This window comes from Pseudomonas sp. VMV1 (genome assembly GCF_056790235.1).
Genome location: NZ_JBXGSE010000002.1, coordinates 911,897 through 937,414, shown reverse-complemented (window position 1 = coordinate 937,414; position 25,518 = coordinate 911,897). Strand labels below are relative to the sequence as shown.

23 protein-coding genes, 2 tRNA genes and 1 pseudogene are annotated in these 25,518 nt (G+C 66.8%); 13 read left to right on the top strand and 13 right to left on the bottom strand.

What is annotated here, in order from left to right; all coding sequences use genetic code 11:
* The 7 genes from ACUCV0_RS09855 to ACUCV0_RS09825 form a co-directional block, all read right to left on the bottom strand.
* A complete protein-coding gene (locus ACUCV0_RS09855) occupies positions 1 to 1,434 on the bottom strand; it encodes a mannitol dehydrogenase family protein (RefSeq protein ID WP_482212555.1) in 1,434 nt (477 codons plus the stop codon).
* A complete protein-coding gene (locus ACUCV0_RS09850) occupies positions 1,431 to 2,708 on the bottom strand; it encodes an MFS transporter (protein WP_313649580.1) in 1,278 nt (425 codons plus the stop codon). Before ACUCV0_RS09850 ends, ACUCV0_RS09855 begins: the two co-directional genes overlap by 4 nt.
* A 70-nt stretch (positions 2,709 to 2,778) precedes the next feature.
* Entirely contained in the window at positions 2,779 to 3,807 is a 1,029-nt protein-coding gene (locus tag ACUCV0_RS09845; RefSeq protein ID WP_482212554.1) for a Zn-dependent oxidoreductase, read from the bottom strand.
* A gap of 14 nt (positions 3,808 to 3,821) precedes the next feature.
* Complete coding sequence (gene manD / locus ACUCV0_RS09840) at positions 3,822 to 5,033, bottom strand: D-mannonate dehydratase ManD (protein ID WP_482212553.1); 1,212 nt, start codon at positions 5,031 to 5,033, stop codon at positions 3,822 to 3,824.
* Between the two features lie 4 nt (positions 5,034 to 5,037).
* Positions 5,038 to 6,021, bottom strand: coding sequence for a sugar kinase (locus ACUCV0_RS09835; RefSeq protein WP_482212552.1), 984 nt, complete (start codon positions 6,019 to 6,021; stop codon positions 5,038 to 5,040).
* Between the two features lie 14 nt (positions 6,022 to 6,035).
* A complete protein-coding gene (locus tag ACUCV0_RS09830; RefSeq protein WP_434774356.1) occupies positions 6,036 to 6,929 on the bottom strand; it encodes an SMP-30/gluconolactonase/LRE family protein in 894 nt (297 codons plus the stop codon).
* Positions 6,916 to 8,220, bottom strand: a complete 1,305-nt coding sequence (locus ACUCV0_RS09825; protein WP_482212551.1) for an MFS transporter — start codon at positions 8,218 to 8,220, stop codon at positions 6,916 to 6,918. Before ACUCV0_RS09825 ends, ACUCV0_RS09830 begins: the two co-directional genes overlap by 14 nt.
* A 181-nt stretch (positions 8,221 to 8,401) precedes the next feature.
* Here ACUCV0_RS09825 and kdgR point away from each other — a divergent pair, with 181 nt between their 5' ends.
* Both kdgR and ACUCV0_RS09815 read left to right on the top strand, forming a co-directional pair.
* Positions 8,402 to 9,184, top strand: a complete 783-nt coding sequence (kdgR, locus tag ACUCV0_RS09820) for a DNA-binding transcriptional regulator KdgR (protein WP_482212550.1) — start codon at positions 8,402 to 8,404, stop codon at positions 9,182 to 9,184.
* Positions 9,185 to 9,553: 369 nt separating this feature from the next.
* Positions 9,554 to 10,120, top strand: a pseudogene (locus tag ACUCV0_RS09815) (methyl-accepting chemotaxis protein); the annotation flags it as partial.
* 37 nt (positions 10,121 to 10,157) lie between these two features.
* Here ACUCV0_RS09815 and paaX read toward each other — a convergent pair.
* A complete protein-coding gene (gene paaX / locus ACUCV0_RS09810) occupies positions 10,158 to 11,081 on the bottom strand; it encodes a phenylacetic acid degradation operon negative regulatory protein PaaX (RefSeq protein ID WP_271655836.1) in 924 nt (307 codons plus the stop codon).
* 76 nt (positions 11,082 to 11,157) lie between these two features.
* A complete protein-coding gene (gene paaY / locus ACUCV0_RS09805) occupies positions 11,158 to 11,757 on the bottom strand; it encodes a phenylacetic acid degradation protein PaaY (RefSeq protein ID WP_482212549.1) in 600 nt (199 codons plus the stop codon).
* 313 nt (positions 11,758 to 12,070) lie between these two features.
* On the opposite strand from paaY, the gene paaF reads away from it, so the two are divergent.
* From paaF to paaZ, 11 genes are all read left to right on the top strand, one after another.
* Positions 12,071 to 12,844 carry a 2,3-dehydroadipyl-CoA hydratase PaaF gene (gene paaF / locus ACUCV0_RS09800; protein ID WP_313649885.1) on the top strand — a complete coding sequence of 258 codons (774 nt, stop codon included), beginning with the start codon at positions 12,071 to 12,073 and terminating at the stop codon, positions 12,842 to 12,844.
* Positions 12,845 to 12,879: 35 nt separating this feature from the next.
* Positions 12,880 to 13,671: a 2-(1,2-epoxy-1,2-dihydrophenyl)acetyl-CoA isomerase PaaG gene (gene paaG, locus ACUCV0_RS09795; RefSeq protein ID WP_313649887.1), complete on the top strand. Its 792-nt coding sequence runs from the start codon at positions 12,880 to 12,882 to the stop codon at positions 13,669 to 13,671.
* 1 nt (position 13,672) lies between these two features.
* On the top strand, positions 13,673 to 15,190 hold the full coding sequence (gene paaH, locus ACUCV0_RS09790; protein ID WP_482212548.1) for a 3-hydroxyacyl-CoA dehydrogenase PaaH: 1,518 nt from the start codon (positions 13,673 to 13,675) through the stop codon (positions 15,188 to 15,190).
* The gene (gene paaI / locus ACUCV0_RS09785; RefSeq protein WP_482212547.1) at positions 15,183 to 15,632 is read left to right on the top strand and encodes a hydroxyphenylacetyl-CoA thioesterase PaaI; all 450 of its coding nucleotides are present in this window, start codon (positions 15,183 to 15,185) and stop codon (positions 15,630 to 15,632) included. Before paaH ends, paaI begins: the two co-directional genes overlap by 8 nt.
* Before the next feature lie 86 nt (positions 15,633 to 15,718).
* Positions 15,719 to 17,038 carry a phenylacetate--CoA ligase PaaK gene (gene paaK, locus ACUCV0_RS09780; RefSeq protein WP_482212546.1) on the top strand — a complete coding sequence of 440 codons (1,320 nt, stop codon included), beginning with the start codon at positions 15,719 to 15,721 and terminating at the stop codon, positions 17,036 to 17,038.
* Between the two features lie 302 nt (positions 17,039 to 17,340).
* Positions 17,341 to 18,333 (top strand): 1,2-phenylacetyl-CoA epoxidase subunit PaaA, encoded by a 993-nt coding sequence (gene paaA, locus ACUCV0_RS09775; protein ID WP_482212545.1) that lies wholly within the window; start codon positions 17,341 to 17,343, stop codon positions 18,331 to 18,333.
* An 18-nt stretch (positions 18,334 to 18,351) separates the two neighbouring features.
* Complete coding sequence (gene paaB / locus ACUCV0_RS09770; RefSeq protein ID WP_059315167.1) at positions 18,352 to 18,633, top strand: 1,2-phenylacetyl-CoA epoxidase subunit PaaB; 282 nt, start codon at positions 18,352 to 18,354, stop codon at positions 18,631 to 18,633.
* Between the two features lie 8 nt (positions 18,634 to 18,641).
* Positions 18,642 to 19,403, top strand: coding sequence for a 1,2-phenylacetyl-CoA epoxidase subunit PaaC (gene paaC / locus ACUCV0_RS09765; RefSeq protein WP_482212544.1), 762 nt, complete (start codon positions 18,642 to 18,644; stop codon positions 19,401 to 19,403).
* Positions 19,390 to 19,923, top strand: a complete 534-nt coding sequence (gene paaD, locus ACUCV0_RS09760; RefSeq protein WP_313650013.1) for a 1,2-phenylacetyl-CoA epoxidase subunit PaaD — start codon at positions 19,390 to 19,392, stop codon at positions 19,921 to 19,923. Before paaC ends, paaD begins: the two co-directional genes overlap by 14 nt.
* Positions 19,924 to 19,948: 25 nt before the next feature.
* Entirely contained in the window at positions 19,949 to 21,022 is a 1,074-nt protein-coding gene (gene paaE, locus ACUCV0_RS09755; protein WP_482212543.1) for a 1,2-phenylacetyl-CoA epoxidase subunit PaaE, read from the top strand.
* Positions 21,023 to 21,098: 76 nt separating this feature from the next.
* Positions 21,099 to 23,168, top strand: a complete 2,070-nt coding sequence (paaZ, locus tag ACUCV0_RS09750; protein ID WP_482212542.1) for a phenylacetic acid degradation bifunctional protein PaaZ — start codon at positions 21,099 to 21,101, stop codon at positions 23,166 to 23,168.
* Positions 23,169 to 23,268: 100 nt separating this feature from the next.
* Here paaZ and ACUCV0_RS09745 read toward each other — a convergent pair.
* From ACUCV0_RS09745 to ACUCV0_RS09730, 4 genes are all read right to left on the bottom strand, one after another.
* Positions 23,269 to 23,345 (bottom strand) — tRNA-Asp (locus ACUCV0_RS09745).
* A gap of 38 nt (positions 23,346 to 23,383) precedes the next feature.
* Positions 23,384 to 23,459 (bottom strand) — tRNA-Val (locus ACUCV0_RS09740).
* Positions 23,460 to 23,540: 81 nt separating this feature from the next.
* On the bottom strand, positions 23,541 to 24,308 hold the full coding sequence (locus ACUCV0_RS09735; RefSeq protein WP_059315172.1) for an SDR family oxidoreductase: 768 nt from the start codon (positions 24,306 to 24,308) through the stop codon (positions 23,541 to 23,543).
* On the bottom strand, positions 24,305 to 25,516 hold the full coding sequence (locus ACUCV0_RS09730) for an O-succinylhomoserine sulfhydrylase (protein WP_482212541.1): 1,212 nt from the start codon (positions 25,514 to 25,516) through the stop codon (positions 24,305 to 24,307). The genes ACUCV0_RS09735 and ACUCV0_RS09730 overlap by 4 nt, the downstream gene beginning before the upstream one ends.
* Between the last annotated feature and the right edge of the window lie 2 nt (positions 25,517 to 25,518).

The window sequence follows — 25,518 nt, the reverse complement described above, 5'->3', positions numbered from 1 at the left end:
TCAGACTCCTTGATCGGTCAAGTCGGCGATGGCTGCGCCTATGCCCGCCTCGGCGATGCGCCGATGGGCCCGCTGCACCGCTTCGCGGAAGGCGGCCTGCTCGGCCAACGCTGGCGGAAAGACCTCGGCCAGCGCCAGGACGGCATCCACCCGCGCCACGCCGGTAGGCAAGGCGGCCAGGGTGGCGCGCAGGGGATCGTCCAGCGCCTCGCCCTCACCTTCACCAAAGTGAATCCAGGCCGCCACGCCGAGGGCGGTACAGGAGAAATCACCGCCCTGCTCCAGCAGCCGCTGGGCCCCCAGCAGCCAGCGCTGGGGCAGCTTCTGCGAGCCGTCCATGGCGATCTGCCGCAGCCGGTGCTGCAGGGCATCGTTGCGAAAGCGTGCGACCAGGGCTTCGGCATAGGCATCGAGGTCGACACCGTCGGGCATGTCCAGGGTCGGCGCCGCCTCGCGACTCATGTAGCGGTGCACCAGGGCGGCCAACTGGCGGTCGGACATGGCCTCGGCCACGGTGCCGTGGCCGGCCAGGCTGCCCACATAGGCCAGTAGCGAATGGCTGCCATTGAGCAGCCGCAGCTTCATGGTCTCGAAGGGACGGACGTCCGCCACCATCTGCACCCCTTCGTGCTCCCAGTCCGGGCGTCCCTGGGGAAAGCGATCCTCGATCACCCACTGGCTGAAAGCCTCACCCACCACCGCAGCGGGATCGTCACAGCCAAGGTCGCGCAAGCGGGCGAAGGCGGCCTCGTCCATGGCCGGCACGATGCGATCGACCATGCTGCAGGGAAAGGCCACCTCGGTGGCGATCCAGGCCGCCAGGTGGGTGTCCTGGGCCTCGGCCAGGGACATCACCGCCTGACGGGTGCGCTGGCCGTTGTCCGGCATGTTGTCGCAGCAGAGCACGGTGAAGGGAGCGATACCCGCGGCACGGCGACGCCGTAGCCCCTCCACCAGCAGGCCGGGCGCCGTACGCGGGGTGCGCGGTTCGGCCAGGTCGTGGACGATGCCCGGATCGTCGCGACGCAAGGCGCCACTGGCCGGGCTCAGGCAGTAGCCCTTCTCCGTCACCGTGAGGGTGACGATGCGCACCTCGGGATCGGCCAGGCGCGCCAGCAGGGCTTCGCGGTCGGCTCCGCCGTCACCGGCATAGAGCACTTCGCGCAGGGCACCGATTTCACGCAGCACCCCCTCGCGTTGGTTGCGGTACTCCGCCACATGATAGCGACCGCCGCTGGCCTGCAAGGTCTCCACGAGGGCCCGCCCGGATCTCAGGTTGGCGCTGCACAGGCCCCAGACGCCGCCACCGTGGCGGGCCAGGTTGCGCTCCAGGTAGACCGCCTGGTGGGCGCGATGGAAGGCGCCCAACCCCAGGTGGACGATGCCGATGGCCGGCACCGGATAGCGCGAGGGAATGCATTCGAAATCGCTCATCGGACGCCTCCCGCCGCCAGCTCGGCCGGTGCGTCAGCCGGCCGCTCGGCCAGTGGCTTGACGAAGCGCGCCACGCACAGCGAACCGATCACGGTCAGGGCGCCGGCCAGCAGGAAGGCACTGGTGAAGGCGCCGGTGAATTGCACCAGGTAGCCGGTCACCGCTGGGCCGATGATGCCCGAGGTGTTGGCCAGGAAGTGCATGAAGCCACTCACCCCGCCCACCCGTGCCGCCGGCACCGTGTCCTGGATGATCGCCCAGTAGATGGCGCCGGTCAGGTAGAGGAAGAACACCGAGAGCGCGACCAGCGCCACGGCGGCATAGAGGGTGCTGACCAAGCCGGCCACGGCGATGCACAGGGCACAGGCCAGGAGACAGGTCACCAGCACCACCTTGCGGGAGAACATCAGCCGGCCGGTCTTGCGGAATACCCAGTCGGACAGGTAGCCACCCACCGCCAGGCCAATGAAGCCCAGCACCCAGGGAATGACCGTGGCGATGCTCATGTCCTTCACGTTGAGGCCGTAGGCCTGGATCAGGTAGCTGGGGAACCAGGTCAGGAAGAAGAACAGCGTGTAGTTGTAGGCGAAGAATGCCAGGGCGGTGAACAGCACCGTGGGCTGGCGCAGGTAGTACTTGAGCGGCCGCACCTCGGTATCCACCACGGCCACGGCGCGCTCCTCGGCGGCGATGTCGGCGGCCAGCTGGCCGGTCGGCTTGTCCTTGATCCAGAGGTACCAGACCACCGCCCAGACGAAGCCGATCAGCATGATGACGACAAAGGACACCTTCCAGCCGTAGGTCACCGCGATAACCCCGACGATGGGGCCGGAGATGGCACCGCCCAGGGGCGTGCCCGACATCGACAGGCCCAGGGTGCGTCCGCGGTTATGGGGCGCGTACCAGTTGTTGACCATCTTGCTGGTGGAAACGCTCAAGGGACCCTCGGCCATGCCGAACAGCACCCGGATCACGATCAGCGCGGCGAAGCCCGAGGCCAGCACCGTGAGGCCGCTGAACGCCGACCAGAGCACCATCGCCAGCAGCAGCGTGGTCTTGGCGCCGTAGCGATCGGCGGCCCAGCCACCAATGAAGTTGAACGCCGCATAGCCGACGAAGAAGGCGCTGAACAGCAGCCCCATCTCCCCGGCGCCCAGCCCGAAGTCCTTCTGGATCAGCGGCGCTGCCACCGACAGCGCCGAGCGATCCAGATAATTGACGACCCCCGCCAGGAACAGCATGACGAGTACCAGTCCACGACCTTGTCCAGCCATTTGTTACCTCCCGCTCATTGTCTTTATTCGGTAAGGCATCAGAGAACTCCCCGAGGGGGGAGCGTGTTTTTCAGGCGTTACCGCCCCACTGCACCAGCACCTTGCGCGTCTGCTCGGGGTGCTTTTCGATCAGATCGATGGCGGCCGGCATCTCCTGGCTGGCCACCTGGTGACTGATCAGCGCCGCGGCATCCAGCTTGCCTGCCGCCAATAGCTCGATGACCCGCGGAAAACGCCCGTTGTTGAGCCGCGAACCCACCAGGGTCAATTCCTTCTTGATGATCTCCAGCTGCACCAGCTCGCTGGGCGTGGCGCTGAAACCCAGCAGGCCGATGCGCCCCGCCGGCGAGGCCAGGCGAACGATCTCTGGCAGCAGGGCCGGATGGCAGGCCGCATCGACGATCAGGGGTACGCCCTCGCCACCGGTGGCCTCGCGCAGCGCCGCTTCCACGTCGGTATCGCGGCCGTTGAGGGTCCGCGTCGCCCCCAGGGCGCGGGCAGTGGCCAGGCGATCATCGAGTACGTCGGTGACGGTGATGTCCTCGATGCCCAACGCTCTGCCCATCTGCACCAGGGTCAGGCCGATCACACCCGCGCCGTAGATCAGCAATGAATCGCCGGGAAAGACCTGCATCCGCTCCAGCACATTCAGGGCGATGCTGTAGGGCTCGACCAGCGCGGCCTGCGCCAGCGGCAAACCGGGCGGCAGGCGATGGGCATTGGCCGCGGGTACGCAGACCTCTTCGCTGAAGCCGCCATCGCGGTGCACGCCCAGTACCTGCAGGCGACTGCAGACGTTGGGGCGGCCAATGCGGCAGGGATAGCAGCTGCCGCAGGCGATCACCGGATCGACGCAGACCGGATCGCCCACCGCCAGGCCGCTGACGCCCTCGCCCACCTCGCGCACCACGCCGGCGAATTCGTGGCCGGTGACGCGGGGAAAGCGTACGAAGGCGTTCTGGCCGTGGATGATGTGCATGTCCGAGCCGCAGATGCCGGCATAGGCCACCCCGACGCGGACCTCGCCGGGCGCCAGCGCGGGCACCGCAACCTCTTCGATGCTGAATTCGTGGGGTGCTCTGACCTGAAAGGCTTTCATCCTGGATTCCTCGCTCACCAATGCCACAGGGTGCCGTCCACCAGCCGGTTCACCGGCAGGCTGGCGCGTTTGTAGGGATAACGGGCGGCGAGGTCTTCGTCGATGTCCACGCCGTGGCCGGGCACCTCGCCCGGGGTGAAATGGCCGTCCTCGAAGCGATAGGCATGGGGAAAGACCTCGTCGATGCGCGCCTCGTGGGGCATGTGCTCCTGGATGCCGAAGTTGGGTACCCAGGTGTCGAAGTGCAGCGCCGCGCCCATGCACACCGGCGACAGGTCGGTAGCGCCATGGAAGCCGGTGCGCACCTGGTAGAGCGCCGCCAGGTCGGCGATGCGCCTCATGTGGGTGATGCCGCCGGCATGCACCAGGGTGGCGCGGATGTAGTCGATCAGCTGCTCCTGGATCAGTTCGCGGCAATCGTGGATGGAGTTGAACACCTCGCCCACCGCCAGCGGCGTGGTGGTGTGCTGGCGAATCAGCCGGAAGGCCTCCTGGTTTTCCGCCGGGGTGCAGTCTTCCAGCCAGAACAGGTTGTATTCCTCGACACGCTTGCCCAGCAGGCCCGCCTCGATGGGCGTCAGCCGGTGGTGCACGTCGTGCAGCAGATGCAGGTCGTCACCAAAGCGCTCCCGCACCGCGGCGAACAGCTTGGGAACATGGTTCAGGTACTTGGCGGTGTCCCAGACGTGCTCCGCCGGCAGATCGCTGTCGGCCGGCTCGTAGCGCTCGCCCTCGCGCTTGGCCACGCCGTAGGTGGTGGGGATGCCCGGTACCCCGCACTGTACCCGTACCGCGCGATAGCCCTGCTCGACATGGCGGGCCACCTCGTCCAGGCAGCTCTCGATGTCCTTGCCGGTGGCGTGGCCATAGACCATCACCCGCTCGCGGCTCTTGCCGCCAAGCAGCTGGTACAGCGGCAGGTTGGCGGCCTTGGCCTTGAGATCCCAGAGCGCCACGTCCACCGCAGCGATGGCGGTCATGGTGACTGGGCCGCGCCGCCAGTAGGCCCCGCGATAGAGGTACTGCCAGATGTCTTCGATGCGGTGGGCGTCGCGGCCGATCAGCGCCGGCAGCACGTGTTCCTCCAGGTAGGCCACCACCGCCAGCTCGCGGCCATTCAGGGTGGCGTCACCCAGGCCGTAGAGGCCTTCGTCGGTGACGATCTTGAGCGTGACCAGATTGCGGCCTGGACAGGTGACGATGACGCGGGCTTCGGTGATCTTCATGGGTTCAAGCCTGGGCAGTGAGAGAAAGAGACAGGGGCGGCATTGCCGGCATGGCCGCGCGCGGGATGAGCGCGCCAGGATGCTGGATGACCGTGGCGGCGAGGCGATGGCCCCAGCGGGCGGCCACGTCGGGCGCACCACCCTGGAGGCGGCAGGCCAGGTAGGCAGCGCTGAAGGAATCGCCGGCGGCCGTGGTGTCGACCACCCGGGCGACCGCTTCGCCATCCACCTCCTGGCGCCCCTGGCGCTCCTGCACCAGGCAACTGCGCGCACCCCGCTTGAGCGCGACCTCGGCCACCCCCCACTCGGCGTACTGGGCGAACAGCGCGGCTTCGTCAGCGAAGCCGAACAGCGCGGCGTCGTCCTCCCAGGTCACCAGCGCCAGATCGGTGAGCTGCAGCAGCCGCTGGTAAGCCGTGCGCGCGGCCTGGACGCCTGCCCACAGCCGTGGCCGGTAGTTGTTGTCGAACACAAGGCGGGTACCTGTGGCGCGTGCTTCACGCAGGGCGGCGAACAGCCGCTCGCGCCCGGTATCGGTCAGCACCGCGAGGCTGATGCCACTGAGATAGAGCACCTGATAACCGGCCAGCGCCGCCAGCAGGGGCTGGGCGTCGGCGCCGTCGAAACATTCGCGTGCCGCCGCCTCGCCCCGCCAATAGAGAAAGCGCCGCTCGCCATCGGCGTCGGTCTGGATCAGGTAGAGGCCCGGCAGGCGCCCGGGTAGCACCCGCACCCGCTCGTCACTCACGCCCTCCTCGCGCCAACGGGCGCGCATGGCCTGGCTCAGGGTGTCGTCGCCCACCGCGGTCAGGTAATCCACCTGCACCTCGCCATCCTCCAGCAGGCGCCGCAGGTAGACGGCCGCATTGAGCGTATCGCCGCCGAAGGCCTGGGCCAGTTGCCCATCCGCCTGGGTACGCAACTCGACCATGCACTCGCCGATGAGGCCGATGCGGGTCAGCGGGGACGAAACGAGGGGCAGCGTCATGCAGATTCCTTTGGTTATTCCGGTACCCGGACGCGGCAGGCGGAAATCGCCAGGCCGGGTACCCCGGGATCAAGATGGAAGGTACGGCCGGCCAGGGGCTGGGCCAGGCGCGCACGGTCGTCGAGTCCCACGCAGGCGGTGGTCACCAGCAATTGCTCCAGACGCTCGCCATAGAAGGCGCAGGAAGTCACCCGCGCCACCGGGAAATCCAGCCAGTCGAGCAGGTGCCCCTGGGCATCCCAGCGACTCAGCCGAGCGCCGTCCCAGTGTGCGATCCACAGGGCGCCCTGGCTGTCCACCGCGAGCCCATCAGGCACGCCGGGCTGATCACCGAAGTCGATCAAGGTTCGCGTCCGACCGAGTTGGCCACTGCTGAGATCGAAATCGAAGGCCTGCACCCGGCGGGTAGGCGAATCGATGTAGTAGAAGGTACGGTTGTCCGGGCTCCAGCCCAGACCATTGGAGACGGTGACGCCGTCGAGCACCTGGTGCAGGCGGCCGTCGAGGTCGAGGCAATACAGTCGTCCACCGCCTGGCGCCTCGTCGAGCAGCGTCGTACCCAGCCAGAAGCGTCCCAGCGCATCACACTTGCCATCATTGAAGCGATGCTGCGCCCCATGTACCGCCTGGGGCGGCGTCGTGATCCGCACCGGTTGCGAGGTACCGGCGGCGAGGCGCCAGATGCCATCGCTCAAGGCCAGCCAGATGGAGCCATCGACATGGGGAACGGCGCAGCCCAGCGGTCGCCCGAAGCCCAGGACATCGACCACGGCGGCCTGGTGCGGCGCCGCCCGCAACAGCCGGCCGGCGAGAATATCGACCCACAGTAGCGCCCGCTGCCGGGCGTCCCACACCGGCCCTTCGCCCAGCTCATCCTGGTGATCGAACAGACACTCAGGCTGCGCCATGACCGGTCTCCTCCACGAAGCGCAGCGGAATCAGCACCAGCAGGCAGCTCAGCGCGAGCATGGCGTAGCTCCAGTGCCAGCCGAAATGCTCGATCACATAACCGGCCACCGGTCCCACCAGAAAGCCCGCGAGGCCTAGGCCGACCCCGATAAGCAGGCCCAGGCCACTGCCGGCCGCGCGTGGCGAAGAGTCCACCGCCAGCGAGTAGAGCACCACATAGGGCGAATTGCGGAACAGGCCCCAGGCCAGCAACAGGGTCCAGGCCATGGCGCGGCTGTCGATGAACATGCACAGGGCGACGCACACGGAGAAACCGACGGTCAGGATACCCAGGGCGAACTTGCGGCCGCGGCGGTCACTCAGGGTTCCCCAGAAGATCTGCCCTGCCCAGCCCACCAGGCCCGAGGCGCCCGAAATCACCGCGGCTTCGGCCAGCGTCAGGCCCAGCTGGCTGGTCAGCTGATAGGTCAGAAAGGTGGCCACGCCCATTTCGGTCCAGAGAAACAGGAAGTTCATCACCAGGCAGAGGCGCACATTGCGCTCGGCGAACGCCTGGCGCAGGTTGGTCAACGGATTGCGCGAAACCGGCGCCGAAGCATCGACGGGAACCGTAAGCTGCGCCTGGCGAATCCAGGCATAGACCTGCTCCTCGTTGCGACGCCGCCCCAGGTACAGCTGCAGCAGGATGATCGGCAGGCCGATGAGGGGAATCCACAGGAAGGTGGCGCGCCAATCGCCATTGGCCAGGATCAATCCCATCAATACCGGACCGGCGAACTGGCCGAGCGGCATGCCGGTGTGATGGACACCCAGGGCGAAGCCGCGATTCTCCTTCTGCCAGAATTCGCTGGCGACCGCGATGTTGACCGGCTCCATGGCGCCAGTGCCGAGGCCCATGGTGAATCTCAGCACCTGCAAGGCGCCCAGCGAACGCGCATAGACGGTGGCGAAGGCCGAGCCTATGGTCAGCGCGCAGGCGCCCACCCAGCTCCAGGCACGGCGATGGCCGGTGCCGACGCTATCGGCCAGCACCCCCACCACCAGGGCCCCGATCAGGGTACCGACAAAGCTCAGGGAACTGAGCCAGCCGCCCTGGGCGGCGTCCAGACCATACTCCTGCATGATCGCCGGCAGCACCGTCGGCAGGAGCTGGCGATCCACCGAAATCATCAGCATCGCCAGGGTAGTGACGCCCAGCATCTGCCAGGAGACCGGGTGAGCCCGGGGTAGCCAACCAGAGGCACGACCGGCAGGCGCCACGGCGCCCGGCGCTTTGGTAGTGGATTTCATCGTCGCAGGTCCCGTTGTTGTTTTTGTCCGCTTCGCTGGCGACCGCCAGCGCTGGGATACCGACCCTTAGCAAAATTGTGTGGAACGTTGTTCCATTCGCTAAATCCAGTGTCGCTGGCATTTCCCGCATCCGTCAATCAGAATGGAACAGTGTTCCGTCAACCAGACGACAGGCGGTCTTATGGAAAAAACAGCGACGCTCGGCAACGACATGATTAGCGCGGTCGGCCGCACCCTGGCGGTACTGGAAGCCCTTGGTGAGCGCGAGGACGACTGTGGCGTCTCCGAGCTGGCGCAGCAGCTCGGCCTGTCCAAGAGCACCGTTCACCGCTTCTTGCAGACGCTCAAGGCACTGGGCTATGTGGTCCAAGACACCGAAGACCGCTACCGGCTGAGCGTCAAGCTGTTCGAGCTAGGGGCCCGCGCCCTGCCCCAGCTGGACCTGGTCCGTGAGGCCGAACCGGGGATGCGTCACCTCAACGATCTCACCGGGGAAACCGTGCATCTCGGCATCTTCGACGAAGGCGCCATCGTCTATGTGCACAAGCTCGATTCGCGCTACACCCTGCGCATGTACTCGCGCATCGGCCGCCGGGCGCCGCTGTATTGCACCGGGATCGGCAAGGTCCTGATGGCCTGGCGCCCGGAGGGCGAGGTCCGCCAGATTCTGGCCCAGGAAACCTTTGTTCGCCGCACGCCCAATACCCTCGACAGCCTGGACGCCTACCTTGCGGAACTGGCGCGCGTCCGCGATCTGGGCTTTGCCGAAGATCACGAGGAATTCGAGGACAACATGAGGTGCCTGGCCGCGCCGATCCGCGATCGTTTCGGCCAGGTCGTCGCCGGCCTGAGCGTGTCCTTTCCGTGCTTTCGCTTCCGTGAGGAACTCAAGGCCGACTACGTCCGGGAAATGCTCACCACCACGGCACGGATCTCCGCCCAGCTCGGTGCACCAGCGCGCTAGCGATTTCTGAGCGTCCGGTGCATGCGGATCGCCGGGCGCCCTGCGCCTGCACCCAAGAGTGCCTGGTGCAGGCGATCACCGAGGGCTCTAGGGCACCTCTGGCAGTGCCTTTCCAGCCCGGTGGTCCTCGCCAGAAGAATGACCAGGCGGCCTGGGACCTTCTCAAGGCATCGCTAAGACACCGCCTATAGCGTGTGACGCCCATCGCAAATCAATCCCACTGTGAGGGAAATGAGTGCCGCCGTGGACGAGATGGCGCGCCATGCCGAGGAAAGCGCCGGCGCGTCGCAACAGGGCAGCGCCTTCACCCGGGCCGGCCTGCAGCACGTCGGCTCCACCCTCGCCGCCATCGAACAGCTGACCGCCCAGGTTGGCCAGAGCAGCGGCCAGATCCAGACCCTGTCGAGCCGGGCCCAGGACATCAGCAACGGCGTCGACGTCATCCGCGCCATCGCCGAGCAGACCAACCTGCTGGCCCTCAATGCCGCCATCGAGGCCGCCCGGGCAGGCGACCAGGGACGCGGCTTCGCCGTGGTGGCGGATGAGGTCAGGGCGCTGGCCCAGCGTACCCAGCAGTCGACGCGAGAGATCGAGACGATGATCACCACCATCCAACACGACGCCACGGAGGCGGTGAAGGCCATGCAGCAGAGCAGCCAGACGGCCGCCGCCTCCCTTGCCGTGGCCCGGGACGCCAACGGCGCGCTGCTGGCCATCGCCGAGGCCATGGGCGGCATCGACGAACGCAGTGCCCTGATCGCCACGGCCGCCAAAGAACAGGCGCTGGTCGCCAAGGACATCGACCGCGACCTGATCAGCATCAAGGACCTGTCCGATCAGAGCGCCGCCGGCGCAAGTCAGACCTCTGGGGCCAGCAACGAGGTCTCGCGCCTGGCCGCGGGCCTCAAGCTGGTGGTGGCCGAGTTCGTGATCTAGCCAGTGGACTCAAGGTCCCCTGAGGTACCGCCCTGGATTAGCGCAACCCGCCAAAGCGCCGATAGAAGCCGTCGTTCATCTCCGGCAGCGGACCATCAGCGGTTTCCAACACCTGGGCCAGGTAACCTTCAGCCGGTAACGCGGTGAGTCGATAGAGGTTGCGACAGAGTTGCCGGGCCGCACGGCCTTCCCAGTCGGCAGGCAGCAATTCATCTGGCAGCTGGGGATCGCGCAGGACCAGCTTGCGGTACTCGTGGATCAGCAGCAGTCGCACCAGAAAGCATTCCTGGGCATCGAGCACGGTCTTCTCGTTCAGCGCCTGCCACAGGGGCCGGAACAGGGCGATGAATTCGCGGTAGTGCTCACCCAGTTCGTCCAGCCGCCAGCTGTCCCGCACCTGCAGGCGCATGGCCTTGGACGCCAGCACCTCCTGGCCACGAGTCTCGAAGATGAGGCTGTCGTCCAGCACGCCCAGTTCCTTGAGGGTGGTCGTGACATCGGCGCGGTCGCTGCGCGGACAGGCCAGGGTATTGGCCGCCAGCGCCCCGAAGCCCTGCCACTCCAGCTCTTCGCGGACGCGCTTGCGCTGCTCGGCGGGAACCTGCGACAGCAACACCATCAGCCAGGTACCATCCCACGCCGCGGGCGCCCCGCTGTAGACGCGCTTGAAGGCCTTCTCGAAGCGGCGCCGCCCGGAGCCAGTGAGGCTGTAGTAGCTACGACGACCAACTTTCTCGGCGATCAGCCACTCTTCCTTGGCCAGCCGAAAGACCGAGGTGCGCACCAGGCGTTCGTTGATGCCCATGGGTTCGAGCAGGGTGAAGAGGCTGCCGAGCCAGACCGTGCCGCCGTGGGGCTCGATCACATCGCCATAGAGGGTAATGATCAGCGAACTGGCGCGGACGGGACCGTTCTGTTGGAAGCGGGCGATCAGTTGATCGAGTTGCGGCTGACTGCTCATGGGCGAACGCATGGAAAAGGAGCCGCGACTATACCCGCGCGGCCGCGGCGCTGACCACGCCCCTCCGCAGGGCTGTTCAGGACGGCGAAGGCGTCTTGGGGCGGAAACCGGCATCCACCTGCCGCGGCCGATTCGCCTCCACCGCGGTCAGGGGCGCACACTCCGCCAATCCCTGCCGGCAACGCTGTGCCAGCAACTGGTATTCCGCCGTGCCCCGCTGCTTCCAAGCCAGCTCTTCGGCGCTCAGGGTGCGCACCACCTTGGCCGGCGAGCCCATCACCACGCTTAGCGGCGGGCACTCAAAGCCAGCCTTGACGAAGGCGGTGGCCGCTACCAGGCAGCGCTCGCCGATCCGCGCGTTGTCCATGACCACGGCGTTCATGCCTACCAGGCTGTCCGCGCCGATATGGCAGCCATGGAGCACGGCGCCATGACCGATATGGCCGTTCGACCCCACCACGGTGTCACTGGCGGGAAAGCCGTGCAGAACGCAGGTGTCCTGCACATTGGCGCCCTCCTCCAGCAGGATTCGCCCGAAGTCGCCCCGCAAGGCGGCCAGGGGGCCGACATAGCACCTCGGTCCGACGATGACGTCGCCGATCAGTACGGCGGTGGGGTGCACGAAGGCACTGGGATCCACGACCGGCACCAGGCCGTCGAGCCGATAACAAGGCATCTGGCGATCTCCTCTACGCGGCCGCCCTGGCAAGCCGACTGAACGAAACACGCGGCAGCCTCGCCAGGCAGGGCTGCACTCAAGGGCTGGCAAGGGACGACGGTAGGTCGAGCCCAAGCTCCCTCAGCCATCCTTGACGAACGCAACCAATACGCCAAAGAGACACAAATTAAAACCATAACATTGATTATTTGTATCGTTTAGTGCCTATACTGAAGCTGTCGAGTGCCCGTTCCAGCACGAGACCCTGCTGCAGAACCAGAACAACACCAAGACGCCGGCCCTGAGCCGCGCCTGCTGCAAAGGAGTGTCCATGCCGCGCACCCTGAATGTGCTGCCGCCGGAGAAAGGTGTCTGCCTGATCACCCTCCAGCGCCCCGAGGCGCTGAATGCCCTCTCCACCGAACTGCTGGGCGAGTTGGCGCAAGCCCTGGAAACAGCCGAACGGGAGCCTGAGGTCCGCGTCGTGGTCCTCACCGGCAGCCGCAAGGCCTTCGCCGCGGGCGCCGATCTCAAGGAGATGGCCGAACGGGATCTGATCGGTACCCTCGAAGACCCCCGGGTCCGCCACTGGCAACGCATCGCCGCCTTTTCCAAACCCCTGATCGCCGCGGTCAACGGCTTCGCCCTGGGCGGTGGCTGCGAGTTGGCCATGCATGCCGACATCCTCATCGCCGGCCGCGACGCCCGCTTCGGCCAACCGGAAATCAATCTCGGCATCATCCCCGGCGCGGGTGGTACCCAGCGCCTGCTGCGTGCGGTCGGCAAGTCCCAGGCCATGCAGATGGTGCTCACCGGCGAGGCCATCGATGCTCGCCAGGCCCAGCGCGTCGGCCTGGTCAGCGAGATCACCCAACCCGAACTCACCGTCGAGCGCGCCCTCGAGATCGGCCGACTCATCGCGACCAAGGCGCCACTGGCGGTGCGCCTCGCCAAGGAGGTGCTGCTCAAGGCGCAAGACGTGGATCTCGCCAGCGGCCTGAACATCGAGCGCCAGGCCTTCGTCATGCTGGCGGGCACCGCGGACCGCAACGAGGGCCTTCGCGCCTTCCGGGAAAAACGCCCGCCGCGCTTCGTCGGCCGCTGAGCCCTCCTTTCCGCCTCTGCCCTGGAGCCAGTCCCATGACCTTCGAACACCTGCTGTTCTCCGTCGAAGACGGCGTCGCCCTGCTCAGCCTGAATCGGCCGGAGCAGCTCAACAGCTTCACCCCGCCGATGCACCTGGAGCTGCGCGAGGCCCTCAAGCAGGTGCGCCAGACGCCCGAGGTGCGGGTGCTGCTGCTGACCGGTGAAGGGCGCGGCTTCTGCGCCGGCCAGGATCTCTCCGATCGCAATGTGGCACCCGAGGCGGCGATGCCAGATCTCGACGCCTCCATCGAGACCTACTACAACCCCCTGATCCGCGCCCTGCGTGACTTGCCCATGCCGGTCATCTGCGCCGTGAACGGCGTGGCCGCCGGCGCCGGGGCCAATATCCCCCTGGCCTGCGACCTGGTCCTGGCCGCACGCTCGGCGAGTTTCATCCAGGCCTTCTGCAAGATCGGCCTGATACCCGACTCGGGCGGTACCTGGATGCTGCCACGCCTCATCGGCATGGCCCGCGCCAAGGCGCTCGCCCTGCTGGGTGAACGTCTCACCGCCGAACAGGCCGCCGACTGGGGGCTGATCTACCGGGTGGTGGACGACGCCAAACTGCGCAGCGAAGCCCTCAAACTTGCCCGCCATCTCGCGACCCAGCCCACGTCCGGACTGGCGCTGATCAAGCGCAGCCTGAACGCCAGTTTCGACAACAGCTTCGACGAGCAACTGGACCTGGAGCGCGACCTGCAACGCCTGGCCGGGCGCAGCGACGACTATCGTGAGGGTGTCAGCGCCTTCATGGCCAAGCGCTCCCCCACCTTCAGGGGCCGCTGAGATGGTTGCCTTGCCGGAGACGGCGCGGATCGCGGTCATCGGCGCCGGGGCCATGGGCGCCGGCATCGCCCAGGTCGCGGCCCAGGCCGGCCACGAGGTGCAGCTCTACGACAACCGCCCCGGCGCTGCTGTCCGGGCCATCGATGGCATCGCCTGGCAACTCGGTCGCCTGGTGGAAAAGGGCAAGCTGGAGGGCGCCACGCGCGACGCCATCCTCAGTCGTCTGCGGCCCGCAACGTCCCTCGACGCCCTCGCCGAGGTCAGCCTGGTGATCGAAGCCATCGTCGAGGACTTTGCGGTCAAAGGCGCGCTCTTCGCGCAACTCGAAGCCCTCTGCACCCCTGACTGCATCCTCGCCAGCAACACCTCTTCGCTGTCCATCACGGCGCTGGCCGCGGGTCTCGAGCGACCCGAGCGGCTGGCCGGCCTGCACTTCTTCAATCCCGCGCCGCTGATGGCGCTGGTCGAGGTGGTCAGCGGCCTGGCCACCGACGCGGCGGTGGTGGAGACGCTGCTGGACACCGCCCGTCGCTGGGGCAAGCGCCCAGTCTGCACCCGTTCAACCCCCGGCTTCATCGTCAATCGCGTCGCCCGCCCCTTCTATGCCGAGAGCCTGCGCCTGCTGCAGGAAGGCGCCGCCAGCTGTGCCTCGCTGGATGCGCTGCTGCGTGAGGCCGGTGGCTTCCGCATGGGCGCCTTCGAGCTGACCGACCTCATCGGCCAGGACATCAACTATGCCGTCACCTGCTCGGTGTTCAACGCCTATCACGGCGATCCGCGCTTTCGGCCCTCGCTGATCCAGAAGGAGCTGGTCGATGCCGGCCGCCTGGGCCGCAAGAGCGGCCAGGGCTTCTATGACTATCGCGAAGGCGCGACCCGTCCGGCTCCAACCGAGTTGGAAAGCGCCGCCACCGTCGACGGCTGCGTGCTGGAAGGCGACCTCGGCGTGGCCCGGCCCCTGGTGCAGCGCCTGCAGGCCACGGGGATCGCCGTCACCGAGCGGGCCGGTAGCGGCCTGTTGCGAGTGGGCGATGCGGTACTGGCCCTGAGCGACGGGCGCCTGGCGAGCGAGCGCGCCCGGCAAGAGGGCCTGCGCAATCTGGTCCTGTTCGATCTGGCGCTGGACTACGGCACGGCTAGCCGCCTGGCCATCAGCTGGGCAGCCGACACCACCCCCCTGGCCCGTGATCAGGCCATCGCCCTGTTGCGCCACGCCGGCCTCAAGGTCACACCGATCCGCGACCTGCCCGGTCTGCCGGTGCTACGCACGGTGGCGATGCTGGCCAATGAAGCGGCCGATGCCGTCCTGCATCAGGTGGCGTCCGCCGCGGACGTGGATCTCGCCCTTTGCGCTGGCGTCAATTACCCCCTTGGGCCATTGGCCTGGGCGGAGGCGATCGGCCTGGGACCGGTACTGACCACCCTGGAAAACCTGCAGCGCAGCTATGGTGAGGATAGGTATCGACCCTCACTGCTGTTGCGCCGGACCCTGGCCGAAGGAGGTCGCCTGCATGAATGACGCCCATTCGCAGCCCCTGGCCGAGGCCTGCGCCGAAGCCCTGCTCAGTCGCGACCGCGCCTCTCGCCAGCTGGGCATCCAGCTGCTCGACGTCGGCCCCGGCAGCGCCCGCCTGAGCATGCTGGTCACGCAAGACCACCTGCAGGGCTACGGCACCTGCCACGGCGGCCTGCTCTTTACCCTGGCCGACTCGGCCTTTGCGGTCGCCTGCAACACCTACGACCAGGCCACGGTCGCGAGCGGCTGCAGCATCGATTTTCTGGCCCCGGCCCAGGCGGGAGACCACCTGGTGGCGACCGCCGTCGAGCAGAGCCGGCGCGGTCGCACCGGCCTCTATGACGTCCGTATCGACAACCAGCAGGGCCAGCTGATCGCCCTGTTCCGCGGCAGGGCCTACCGCGTGCATGGCCCGGTGCTGGTACAGGAGACCCGTGAGGAGTGATGCCCTCTGAACCCGGACGCCTGAGCAACGCCCAGGCATTGCCCAAAGGCCGCCCGCAGCCCCCAACACAACCTTCGAGTGACGCCATGAACCTGCCCCTCGACGCCAATCATGCCCTGCTCGACCCGCTGGAGATCGCCAGCCTAGACAGCCTGCGCCAGCATCAGCTGGACCGGCTGCGCTGGAGCCTGAAGCACGCCTACGAGAACGTACCCCTGTATCGCCGGCGTTTCGAGGAGGCCCAGGTGCACCCGGACGACCTGCACTCCCTGGACGATCTGGCGCGTTTTCCCTTCACCGGCAAGAGCGACCTGCGCGATCACTATCCCTACGGCATGTTCGCCGTTCCCCAGCACGAGATCGTGCGCTTGCACGCCTCCAGCGGCACCACCGGCAAGCCGACGGTGGTGGGTTATACCCAGGGGGACATAGACACCTGGGCCAGTGTCATGGCCCGCTCGATTCGCGCCGCGGGCGGTCGCAAGGGTGACCGGGTGCATATCGCCTATGGCTACGGCCTGTTCACCGGCGGGCTGGGCGCCCATTACGGCGCCGAGCGCCTGGGCTGCACCGTGATCCCGATGTCGGGCGGCCAGACCGAGAAGCAGGTCCAGCTGATCCGCGACCTGCAACCTGACATCATCATGGTCACCCCTTCCTACATGCTCAACCTGGCGGACGAGATCGAACGCCAGGACGTGGACCCGCATGCATTGCGGCTGCGCCTGGGCATCTTCGGCGCCGAACCCTGGACGGCCGAACTCCGCCGTGTGGTGGAAGAGCGCCTGGGCATCGTCGCCCTCGACATCTACGGCCTCTCCGAGATCATGGGGCCTGGCGTGGCCATGGAGTGCGCCGAAACCAAGGACGGCCCCACGGTGTGGGAAGACCACTTCTATCCGGAGATCATCGATCCGGTCACCGGTGCCGTGCTGCCGGATGGTGAATACGGCGAGCTGGTCTTCACCTCGTTGAGCAAGGAAGCCCTGCCGATGATCCGCTATCGCACCCGCGACCTGACCCGCCTGCTGCCGGGTACCGCCCGCCCCATGCGGCGCATCGACAAGATCACCGGGCGGAGCGACGACATGCTCATCATCCGGGGCGTCAACGTCTTTCCGACCCAGATCGAGGAGCAGGTGCTCAAGGCCGGCATCCTGGCCGAGGTCTATGAGCTCCACCTGTCCCGCCAGGGCAACCTGGACTGCATCGAGGTGCATGTGGAACTCCGGCACGAACTCCAGCACCTGGCCGCCACAGAACAGGCGCAGATCGCCCAGGAACTGGCACGGCAGATCAAGACCCACGTCGGCATCAGTACCAGGGTCCTGTTGCAGCCCTGCCACAGCCTCAAGCGCTCGGAAGGCAAGGCCTGCCACGTCTACGACCGTCGTCAGCACGCCTGAGCCACCGCCACTCTCCAGACGCGAGGGCGGCGCCTCGGTGCCCGCCTAGAAAGCCGTCTTTCTCGCCTACGCAGTGCGTGAATCGATCGGATCACGGGCCGGACAGGCGCTTGCCAACCGTGGGTTCCCCGCAAAGCAGCGCCTCTAACGGATGTCATGGCCACAGGTGACATCCACCAGCGGCCCTTCAGGCGCCCATAACCAGACACAGATAAATTGCACTGTACATTGCTTTTTGTATCGTTTAGAACTGAAGACCTGGGAGGCGATATCTCTTTCCTCCACTGCACAGGAGCCGACTCATGTACGCGCAACTGGTCGAGACCGGCACCAAGGGTGTCAAGTCGCTCGAAGAGATGTCACCCGAGGAGCGGGCGTTCCAACAGAAGATCGATGACGAGATCAAGATCGAAGCCAAGAACTGGATGCCCGAGGCCTATCGCCAGACGCTGATCCGGCAGATCTCCCAGCATGCCCATTCGGAAATCGTCGGCATGCTGCCCGAGGGCAACTGGGTGACCCGCGCGCCGACCCTCAAGCGCAAGCTGCAGCTGATGGCCAAGATCCAGGACGAAGCCGGCCACGGGCTCTACCTGTACAGCGCCATGGAGACCCTGGGCGCTGACCGTGACGAGGAAATCGCCAAGCTGCACACGGGCAAGGCCAAGTACTCCAGCATCTTCAACTACCCGACGCTGAACTGGGCCGACATGGGCGCGGTGGGCTGGCTGGTGGATGGTGCCGCCATCGTCAACCAGGTGGTCCTGCAGCGCACCTCCTACGGCCCCTATTCCCGCGCCATGATCCGCATCTGCAAGGAGGAGAGCTTCCACCAGCGCCAGGGCTACGAGCTGCTGCTGACGATGATGCGCCAGGGTACCCAGGCCCAGCGGGACATGGTGCAGGACGCCATCAACCGGCTCTGGTGGCCGGCGCTGATGATGTTCGGCCCGAACGACGCGCACTCCCCCAACAGCGCCCAGTCGCTGGCCTGGAAGATCAAGCGGCAGAGCAACGACGAGCTGCGCCAGCGCTTCATCGACCAGACCGTGCCGCAGCTGGAGCTGCTCGGCTGCACCGCGCCCGACCCGGAGCTCCGGTGGAACGAGGCTCGCGGGCATTACAACTTCGGCGCCATCCAGTGGGAGGAATTCTACGAGGTGCTCAAGGGCAACGGCCCCTGCAACGCCGAGCGCCTGGCCACCCGCCGCAACGCCATCGACGGTGGGGCCTGGGTCCGCGAAGCCGCGGTCGCCCACGCTCGCAAGAAACAACAACGCACTAGCGCCGCCTGACCTTGGGAGATCGCCGCCATGGCTGAATGGGCCCTGTTCGAAGTCTTCGTGCGCAGCAAGCACGGTCTCAACCACAAGCACGTCGGCAGCGTCCATGCGGCCGATGCCGCCATGGCCCTGGAGAACGCCCGTGAGCTCTACACCCGGCGCAGTGAGGGCGTGAGCCTCTGGGTGGTGCCCTCGGCGCAGATCACCGCCTCGTCGCCGGACGAGAAGGAGCCTCTCTTCGACCCCGCCGACGACAAGGTCTACCGGCATGCCAGCTTCTATGAGCTGCCCCCTGAAGTCGGCCATATGTGAGCCCTGCCATGAGTGAGCATCACGCCAAGATCGAGTACCTGCTGCGGCTGGCCGACAGCGCCCTGATCCAGGGCCAGCGGCTGTGCGAGTGGTGCGGCCGGGCCCCGGCGCTGGAAGAGGAGCTGGCGCTGATGAACGTCGGCCTGGACCTGGTGGGCCAGGCGCGCAACTGGTACGACTACACGGCGGAATTGCTGGCCGACGGCCGCGATGCCGATCACCTGGCCTTTCGCCGCGACGAGCGCGCCTTCCGCAATCTGTTGCTGGTCGAGCAACCCAACGGCGACTACGCCGTGACCCTGACCAAGCAGTTCCTCTACGACGCCTGGCACCTGCCCGTGCTTCACGGCCTGAGCGAGTCCGGCGACGCCCGCATCGCCGGTATCGCCGCCAAGGCGGTCAAGGAAGTCACCTACCACCTACGCCGCTCCGGCGAATGGGTCGAGCGCCTGGGCGATGGCACCGAAGAGAGTCACGCACGGATGCTGGCTGCCCTGCCCCAGGTCTGGCGCTTTACCGTGGAGCTGACCCAGGGCGACGAGGTGGAGCAGGCGCTGCATGAGGCAGGTATCGGCCCGGATCCGCTGGCCATTGCCAGCGCCTGGCAAGCGCAGGTCGAGGAGACCTTCGCCCGGGCCACCCTGCCCGTGCCCGCACCTGCGGTGAACTTCTACCTCAGCGGCCGCCGTGGCCTGCACAGCGAACACCTGGGCACCCTGCTGGCGGAAATGCAGTTCCTGCAACGAGCCCATCCCGATGCGACCTGGTGAGCTGATCGCCGGCAGTCATGGCGCCCGTCCAGGCACCGCCGCCGACCTCGACCTGGCCTGGCGGGTGCTCGGCGCGGTGATGGATCCCGAGGTGCCGGTTGTCAGCGTGGTCGACCTGGGTATCGTGCGCGACCTGGATTGGCAGCAGGGCCACCTGCATGTGGTGGTGACCCCGACCTACTCCGGCTGCCCGGCCACCGAGGTCATCGAGCAGGACATCCAGCAGGCTCTTGAGACCGCCGGCTTCGCCGCCCCGCGCCTGGAGCGCCGCCTGGACCCGGCCTGGACCACAGACTGGATCACCGCCACCGGCCGCCAGGCGCTGAGCGCCTACGGCATCGCTCCCCCCGCCCCCGGTGGCAGCAAGCGCAGCCTGCTGGGCGAGGCGCCGGAAGTGAGCTGTCCGCAATGCGGCAGCCGCCACACCGAACGGCTGAGCGAATTCGGCTCCACGGCCTGCAAGGCGCTGTATCGCTGCCTGGAATGCCGCGAACCCTTCGACTACTTCAAGTGCATCTGAGCGGCGGCGCCGCACGAGGTCGACCATGAGCCGATTCCACCGCCTGACCATCCGCGACGTCCGTCCCGAAACCCGCGATGCCGTGTCCATCGCCTTCGACATCCCCGTCGAACTGCAAGAACGCTTTCGCTTCACCCAAGGCCAGCACCTGGTGATCCGCACCCGGGTGGAGGGCGAGGAGCTACGCCGCTCCTACTCGATCTGCAGCGGCGTCAACGATGGCGAGCTGCGGGTGGCCATCAAGCAGGTCAACGGCGGCCGTTTCTCCACCCACGCCAACCAGGCGCTCAAGGTCGGCAGCCCGCTGGATGTCATGCCGCCCGCGGGCCGCTTTCAGACTCCCCTTGATCCCCAGCGCCAGGGCCACTACCTGGCCGTGGCGGCAGGCAGCGGCATCACCCCCATCCTGTCGATCATCAAGACCACCCTGGAAACCGAACCACTCAGCCAGATCACCCTGCTCTACGGCAATCGCTCGGGCAACGCCGCCCTGTTTCGCGAGCAACTGGAGGACCTGAAGAATCGCTATCTGCAGCGTCTGAACCTGATCTTCGTCTTCAGCCGCGAACAACAGGACGTGGACCTCTACAACGGTCGTATCGACGCCGATAAATGCGCGCAGCTGTTCAGTCGCTGGCTGGACGTCCCTTCCCTCACCGCCGCCTTCATCTGCGGTCCCCAGGCGATGACCGAAACGGTACGGGCGCAGCTCACCGCCAGGGGCCTGCCAGCTGAGCGCATCCACTTCGAGCTCTTTGCCGCCGCGGGAAGCGAGCGATCGGAGGCGCGTCAGACCATCGAAACCGGCAGCACCGCAACCAGCCAGATCACCGTCATCCACGATGGTCGCGCTCTGGCATTCGATCTGCCACGCAACAGCGCCAGCCTGCTGGATGCCGGCAACGCCCAAGGGGCTGAACTGCCCTATTCCTGCAAGGCGGGCGTCTGCTCCACCTGCAAATGCCGGGTGATCGAGGGTGAGGTGGAAATGGACAGCAACTTCGCCCTGGAAGATTACGAGGTCAAGGCCGGCTATGTGCTCGCCTGCCAGGCCTACCCCCTCAGCGACCGGGTGGTGCTCGACTTCGACCAGCGGTAAACCGTCGCCCAGGGCGAAACCAAGAACGATAACGAGAGCCGCCGCCCGGTGTAGGACGCGCTCCAGGAGAAGTCCCATGAACAACGTCCCCGTCCTGCAAAGCTTCATCGGCGGCCGCTGGATCGGCCAGCACGGTGCCCAGCCGTTGCGCAGCGCCGTGAATGGTCGACCGGTCGCCCATACCCACGAGGAACGCCTGGACTTCACCGAAGCCCTCCGGCATGGCCGCACCCAGGGGCAGCAGGCGCTGATGGCGCTGGATTTCCAGCAGCGCGCCCAGTGCCTCAAGGCCCTGGGGCTCTATCTGCTGGAACACAAGGAGTGCCTCTACGAGATCAGCCGCCACACCGGCGCGACCCGCGCGGACAGCTGGATCGACGTCGAGGGCGGCGCCAGCACCCTCTTCGCCTACGCCGGCCTCGGCCGCCGCGAGCTGCCCTCCGGCAACCTTATTCACGAAGGCCCGGCCTTCCCCCTGGGCAAGGCTGGGCATTTCGCCGGCACCCATATCCTGGTCCCCCGCGGGGGCCTGGCGGTGCATATCAATGCCTTCAACTTCCCCATCTGGGGCATGCTGGAGAAATTCGCACCCAGCTTTCTCGCCGCCATGCCCTGCATCATCAAGCCGGCCACTGCTACCAGCTACGTGACCGAGGCGGCTGTGCGCCTGATGCAGGAATCCGGTCTGCTGCCCTCCGGCAGTCTGCAACTCATCATCGGCAGCACCGGCGACCTGCTGGATCAGCTGCAAGGCCAGGACGTGGTCACCTTCACCGGCTCGGCGGACACCGCTGCCCGGCTGCGGGTCACGCCCAACCTGATCCAGCGTTCGATTCCCTTCAACGCCGAGGCGGATTCGCTGAACTGCGCCATCCTCGCCCCTGACGTCACACCCGACGATGAGGAATTCGAGCTCTTCGTCCGCGAGGTAGCGCGCGAGATGACCGCCAAGACCGGGCAGAAATGCACCGCCATTCGCCGCGCCATCGTCCCGAACCAGTACCTCGATGCCGTGGCCGAACGCCTGAGCGCCCGCCTGGCCAAGCTGGTGATCGGCGATCCGGCGGTGGAAGGGGTGAAGATGGGTGCCCTGGCGTCCCACGCCCAACAAGCCGATGTCGCGGAGCGCGTGCAGGCCCTGCTCGCCTCCAGCGAGCTCATCCATGGCGCCCGCGACGGCTTCGAGCCCCGTGGTGACGGCGTACGGGACGGCGCCTTCTTCGCCCCGACCCTGCTGCGCAGCCGCGATCCCCATGCCCCCGGGGGCGCCCATGACATCGAAGCCTTCGGCCCGGTCAGCACCCTGATGGGCTACGACGATCTGGACGAAGCCCTGGTACTGGCGGCCCGCGGCCAGGGCAGCCTGGTAGCCACCCTGGTCACCCGCGCGCCGCAGATCGCCGCGCGGATGGCACCGACCATGGCCGCCCTGCATGGCCGCCTGCATATCCTCGACCGTGAAGCCGCCGCCGAATCCACCGGCCACGGCTCCCCGCTGCCCATGCTCAAGCATGGCGGCCCCGGTCGCGCCGGTGGTGGTGAAGAGCTGGGCGGCCTGCGCGCGGTGAAGCACTATCTGCAACGCGCCGCAGTCCAGGGCTCCCCGAGCATGCTCATGGGTATCACCGGCGAGTACGTCCGCGGCGCCGTCCTACACGAAGGCGAGGTTCATCCCTTCCGCCGCCACTTCGATGACCTGCGGATCGGTGAATCCCTGCTTACCCATAGACGCACGGTGACCGAAGCCGATCTGGTCAACTTCGGCTGCCTGTCGGGGGATCACTTCTACATGCACTTTGATGAACTGGCCGCGCGGCAGTCGCAATTCGGCAAGCGCATCGCCCATGGCTACTTCGTGCTCTCCGCCGCGGCCGGGCTGTTCGTTTCTCCCGGCGTCGGCCCGGTGCTGGCCAACTACGGCCTGGACACCCTGCGCTTCGTCAATCCGGTCGGCATCGGCGACACCATCCAGGCCCGCCTCACCTGCAAGCGCAAGATCGACCAGGGCAAGCTGAGTCCTCTAGGTGAGCCCCAGGGCGTGGTCGCCTGGGATGTCGAGGTCACCAATCAGGACCAGGTGCTGGTGGCGAGCTACGACATCCTGACGCTGGTCGCGAAGCGCGCTGACCTGGCGCCTGCCAGCTGAATTGTCAGCAGGCCTTTTCTACAGGCACAAAAAAAGCTGCCCTAGGGCAGCTTCTCTTGCGTCGTTCGGGCAGTTCAGAGGACCCGGAACGACTTCTATATGGCGCAGCGGACGGGACTCGAACCCGCGACCCCCGGCGTGACAGGCCGGTATTCTAACCGACTGAACTACCGCTGCGCATTGCGTGTACCTTGCGGAACACTTCCCGAAGAGTTTGGTGGCTGATGACGGGATCGAACCGCCGACCCCCTGCGTGTGATGCAGGTGCTCTCCCAGCTGAGCTAATCAGCCATCCCCTTCGGGTGACGCGCATTCTGCTCGTAGCCCCTTGATCCGTCAAGGATTTTTCCAATTTATTTTTTCTGCTCGCGACTATTCGACGTAGATCATCTTGCGCGTCATGCCCCCATCCAGCGTGATGGCTTCACCACTGATGAAGCCGGCATTACCACCCAGCAGCCAGGCCACGCAGGCCGCCACGTCTTCCACCGTCCCCACCCGCCCAACCGGATGCTGCTCGTGATCGGTAGCGGACAACGGCTCGGCGTCCCGGACATGGGGATCCCGTGCATCGATCCAGCCGGGACAGAGGGCGTTCACCCGCACCTCCGGCCCGAGGCTGATCGCCAGCGCATGGGTCAGCGCCAATAGCCCGCCCTTGCTGGCGGCATAGGCTTCGCTGTGCGGCTCGGATTGCTGAGCACGAGTCGAGGCGATGTTGACGATAGCGCCCTGCTGCTCGCGCAGATAGGGCGCGCAATGCTTGGCCATCAGCATGGGGCCGTCCAGATTCACTCCCAGCACCCGACGCCATTCGCCCAGTGCCAGGCTTTCCAGCGGCTGGCCTTGGGCGCTGGCGAGGCCGGCATTGTTGACCAGGGCATCCAGCCGCCCGAACTGGCCGATCACCTGGGCGACGGCGGACTCGACCTGGGTCTCGTCGGCCACGTCCACCGCCACGAACCAGGCGCGATCACCCAGGGCAGCGGCCACCTTGGCGCCCCGCTCCTGCTCGACGTCAGCCACCACCACACGCCAGCCCTCGGCCACCAGCCAGGCGGCAATGCCCAGACCAATGCCACGCGCCGCGCCCGTGACCAGGGCCACGCGCAGCTCTACCGGTGCGAAGGTCAGACTCATAGGGCCGCCAGTCCGCGAGCCAGGTCCTGCTGCAGATCACCGCGGTCCTCCAGACCGACGGCGATGCGGATCAGGCTGTCGCTGATCCCGGCGCTGGCGCGCTCGGCCGGCGACAGCCGCCCATGGGAAGTGGTGGCCGGGTGGGCGATGGTGGTCTTGGTATCGCCCAGGTTGGTGGTGATGGAAATCATCCGGGTGGCATCGATGAAGCGCCAGGCAGCATCACGCCCACCCGCTACCTCGAAGCTCACCACGGCGCCAAAGGCCGTTTGCTGGCGGCAGGCCAGCTCATGCTGCGGATGGCTTTGCAGGCCGGCGTAGTGAACACGCTCGATACCGGGCTGCGCTTCCAGCCAGCGCGCCAGTTCCAGCGCGGTCTGGCTGTGCGCCTGCATGCGGATCTTCAGTGTCTCCAGCCCCTTGAGGAACAGCCAGGCATTGAAGGGACTCAAGGTTGGCCCGGCGGTGCGCAGGAAGCCCACCACCTCCTTCATCTGCTCGGCCCGGCCAGCGACCACGCCGCCCATGCCACGGCCCTGGCCGTCGATGTACTTGGTCGCCGAATGGATGACGATGTCCGCGCCCAGCGCCAGCGGCTTCTGCAGCGCCGGGGTGCAGAAGCAGTTATCGACCGACAGCAGCGTACCCTGGGCATGGGCGATCTCGGCCAGGCCGGCGATGTCCACCAGCTCGGCCAGCGGATTGGACGGCGACTCGACGAAGAACAGCCGGGTGTTGGGCTTGCAGGCCGCTCGCCAGGCGTCCAGGTCCGCCAATGGCGGGTAGTCCACCTCGATGCCGAAGCGCTTGAAGTACTTCTCGAACAGACTGATGGTGGAGCCGAACACGCTGCGCGAGACCAGTACGTGGTCGCCAGCGCTGCACAGGCTCATCACCATGGCCAGGATGGCCGACATGCCCGAGGCGGTCGCGACGGCCTGCTCCGCCCCTTCGAGCGCCGCGATGCGGGTTTCGAAGGTACGGACCGTGGGATTGGTATAGCGCGAATAGACATTGCCCGGCACTTCGCCGGCAAAGCGCGCCGCCGCATCCGCGGCGGTACGGAACACGTAGCTGCTGGTCAGGAACAGGGCTTCGCCGTGCTCACCTTCAGGCGAGCGCTGCTGCCCTGCCCGCACCGCCAAGGTCTCGAAGGCCGCGCCTTCGAGATCACTGTCCAGGCGTCCGGCATCCCAGTCTTGGCTCATGT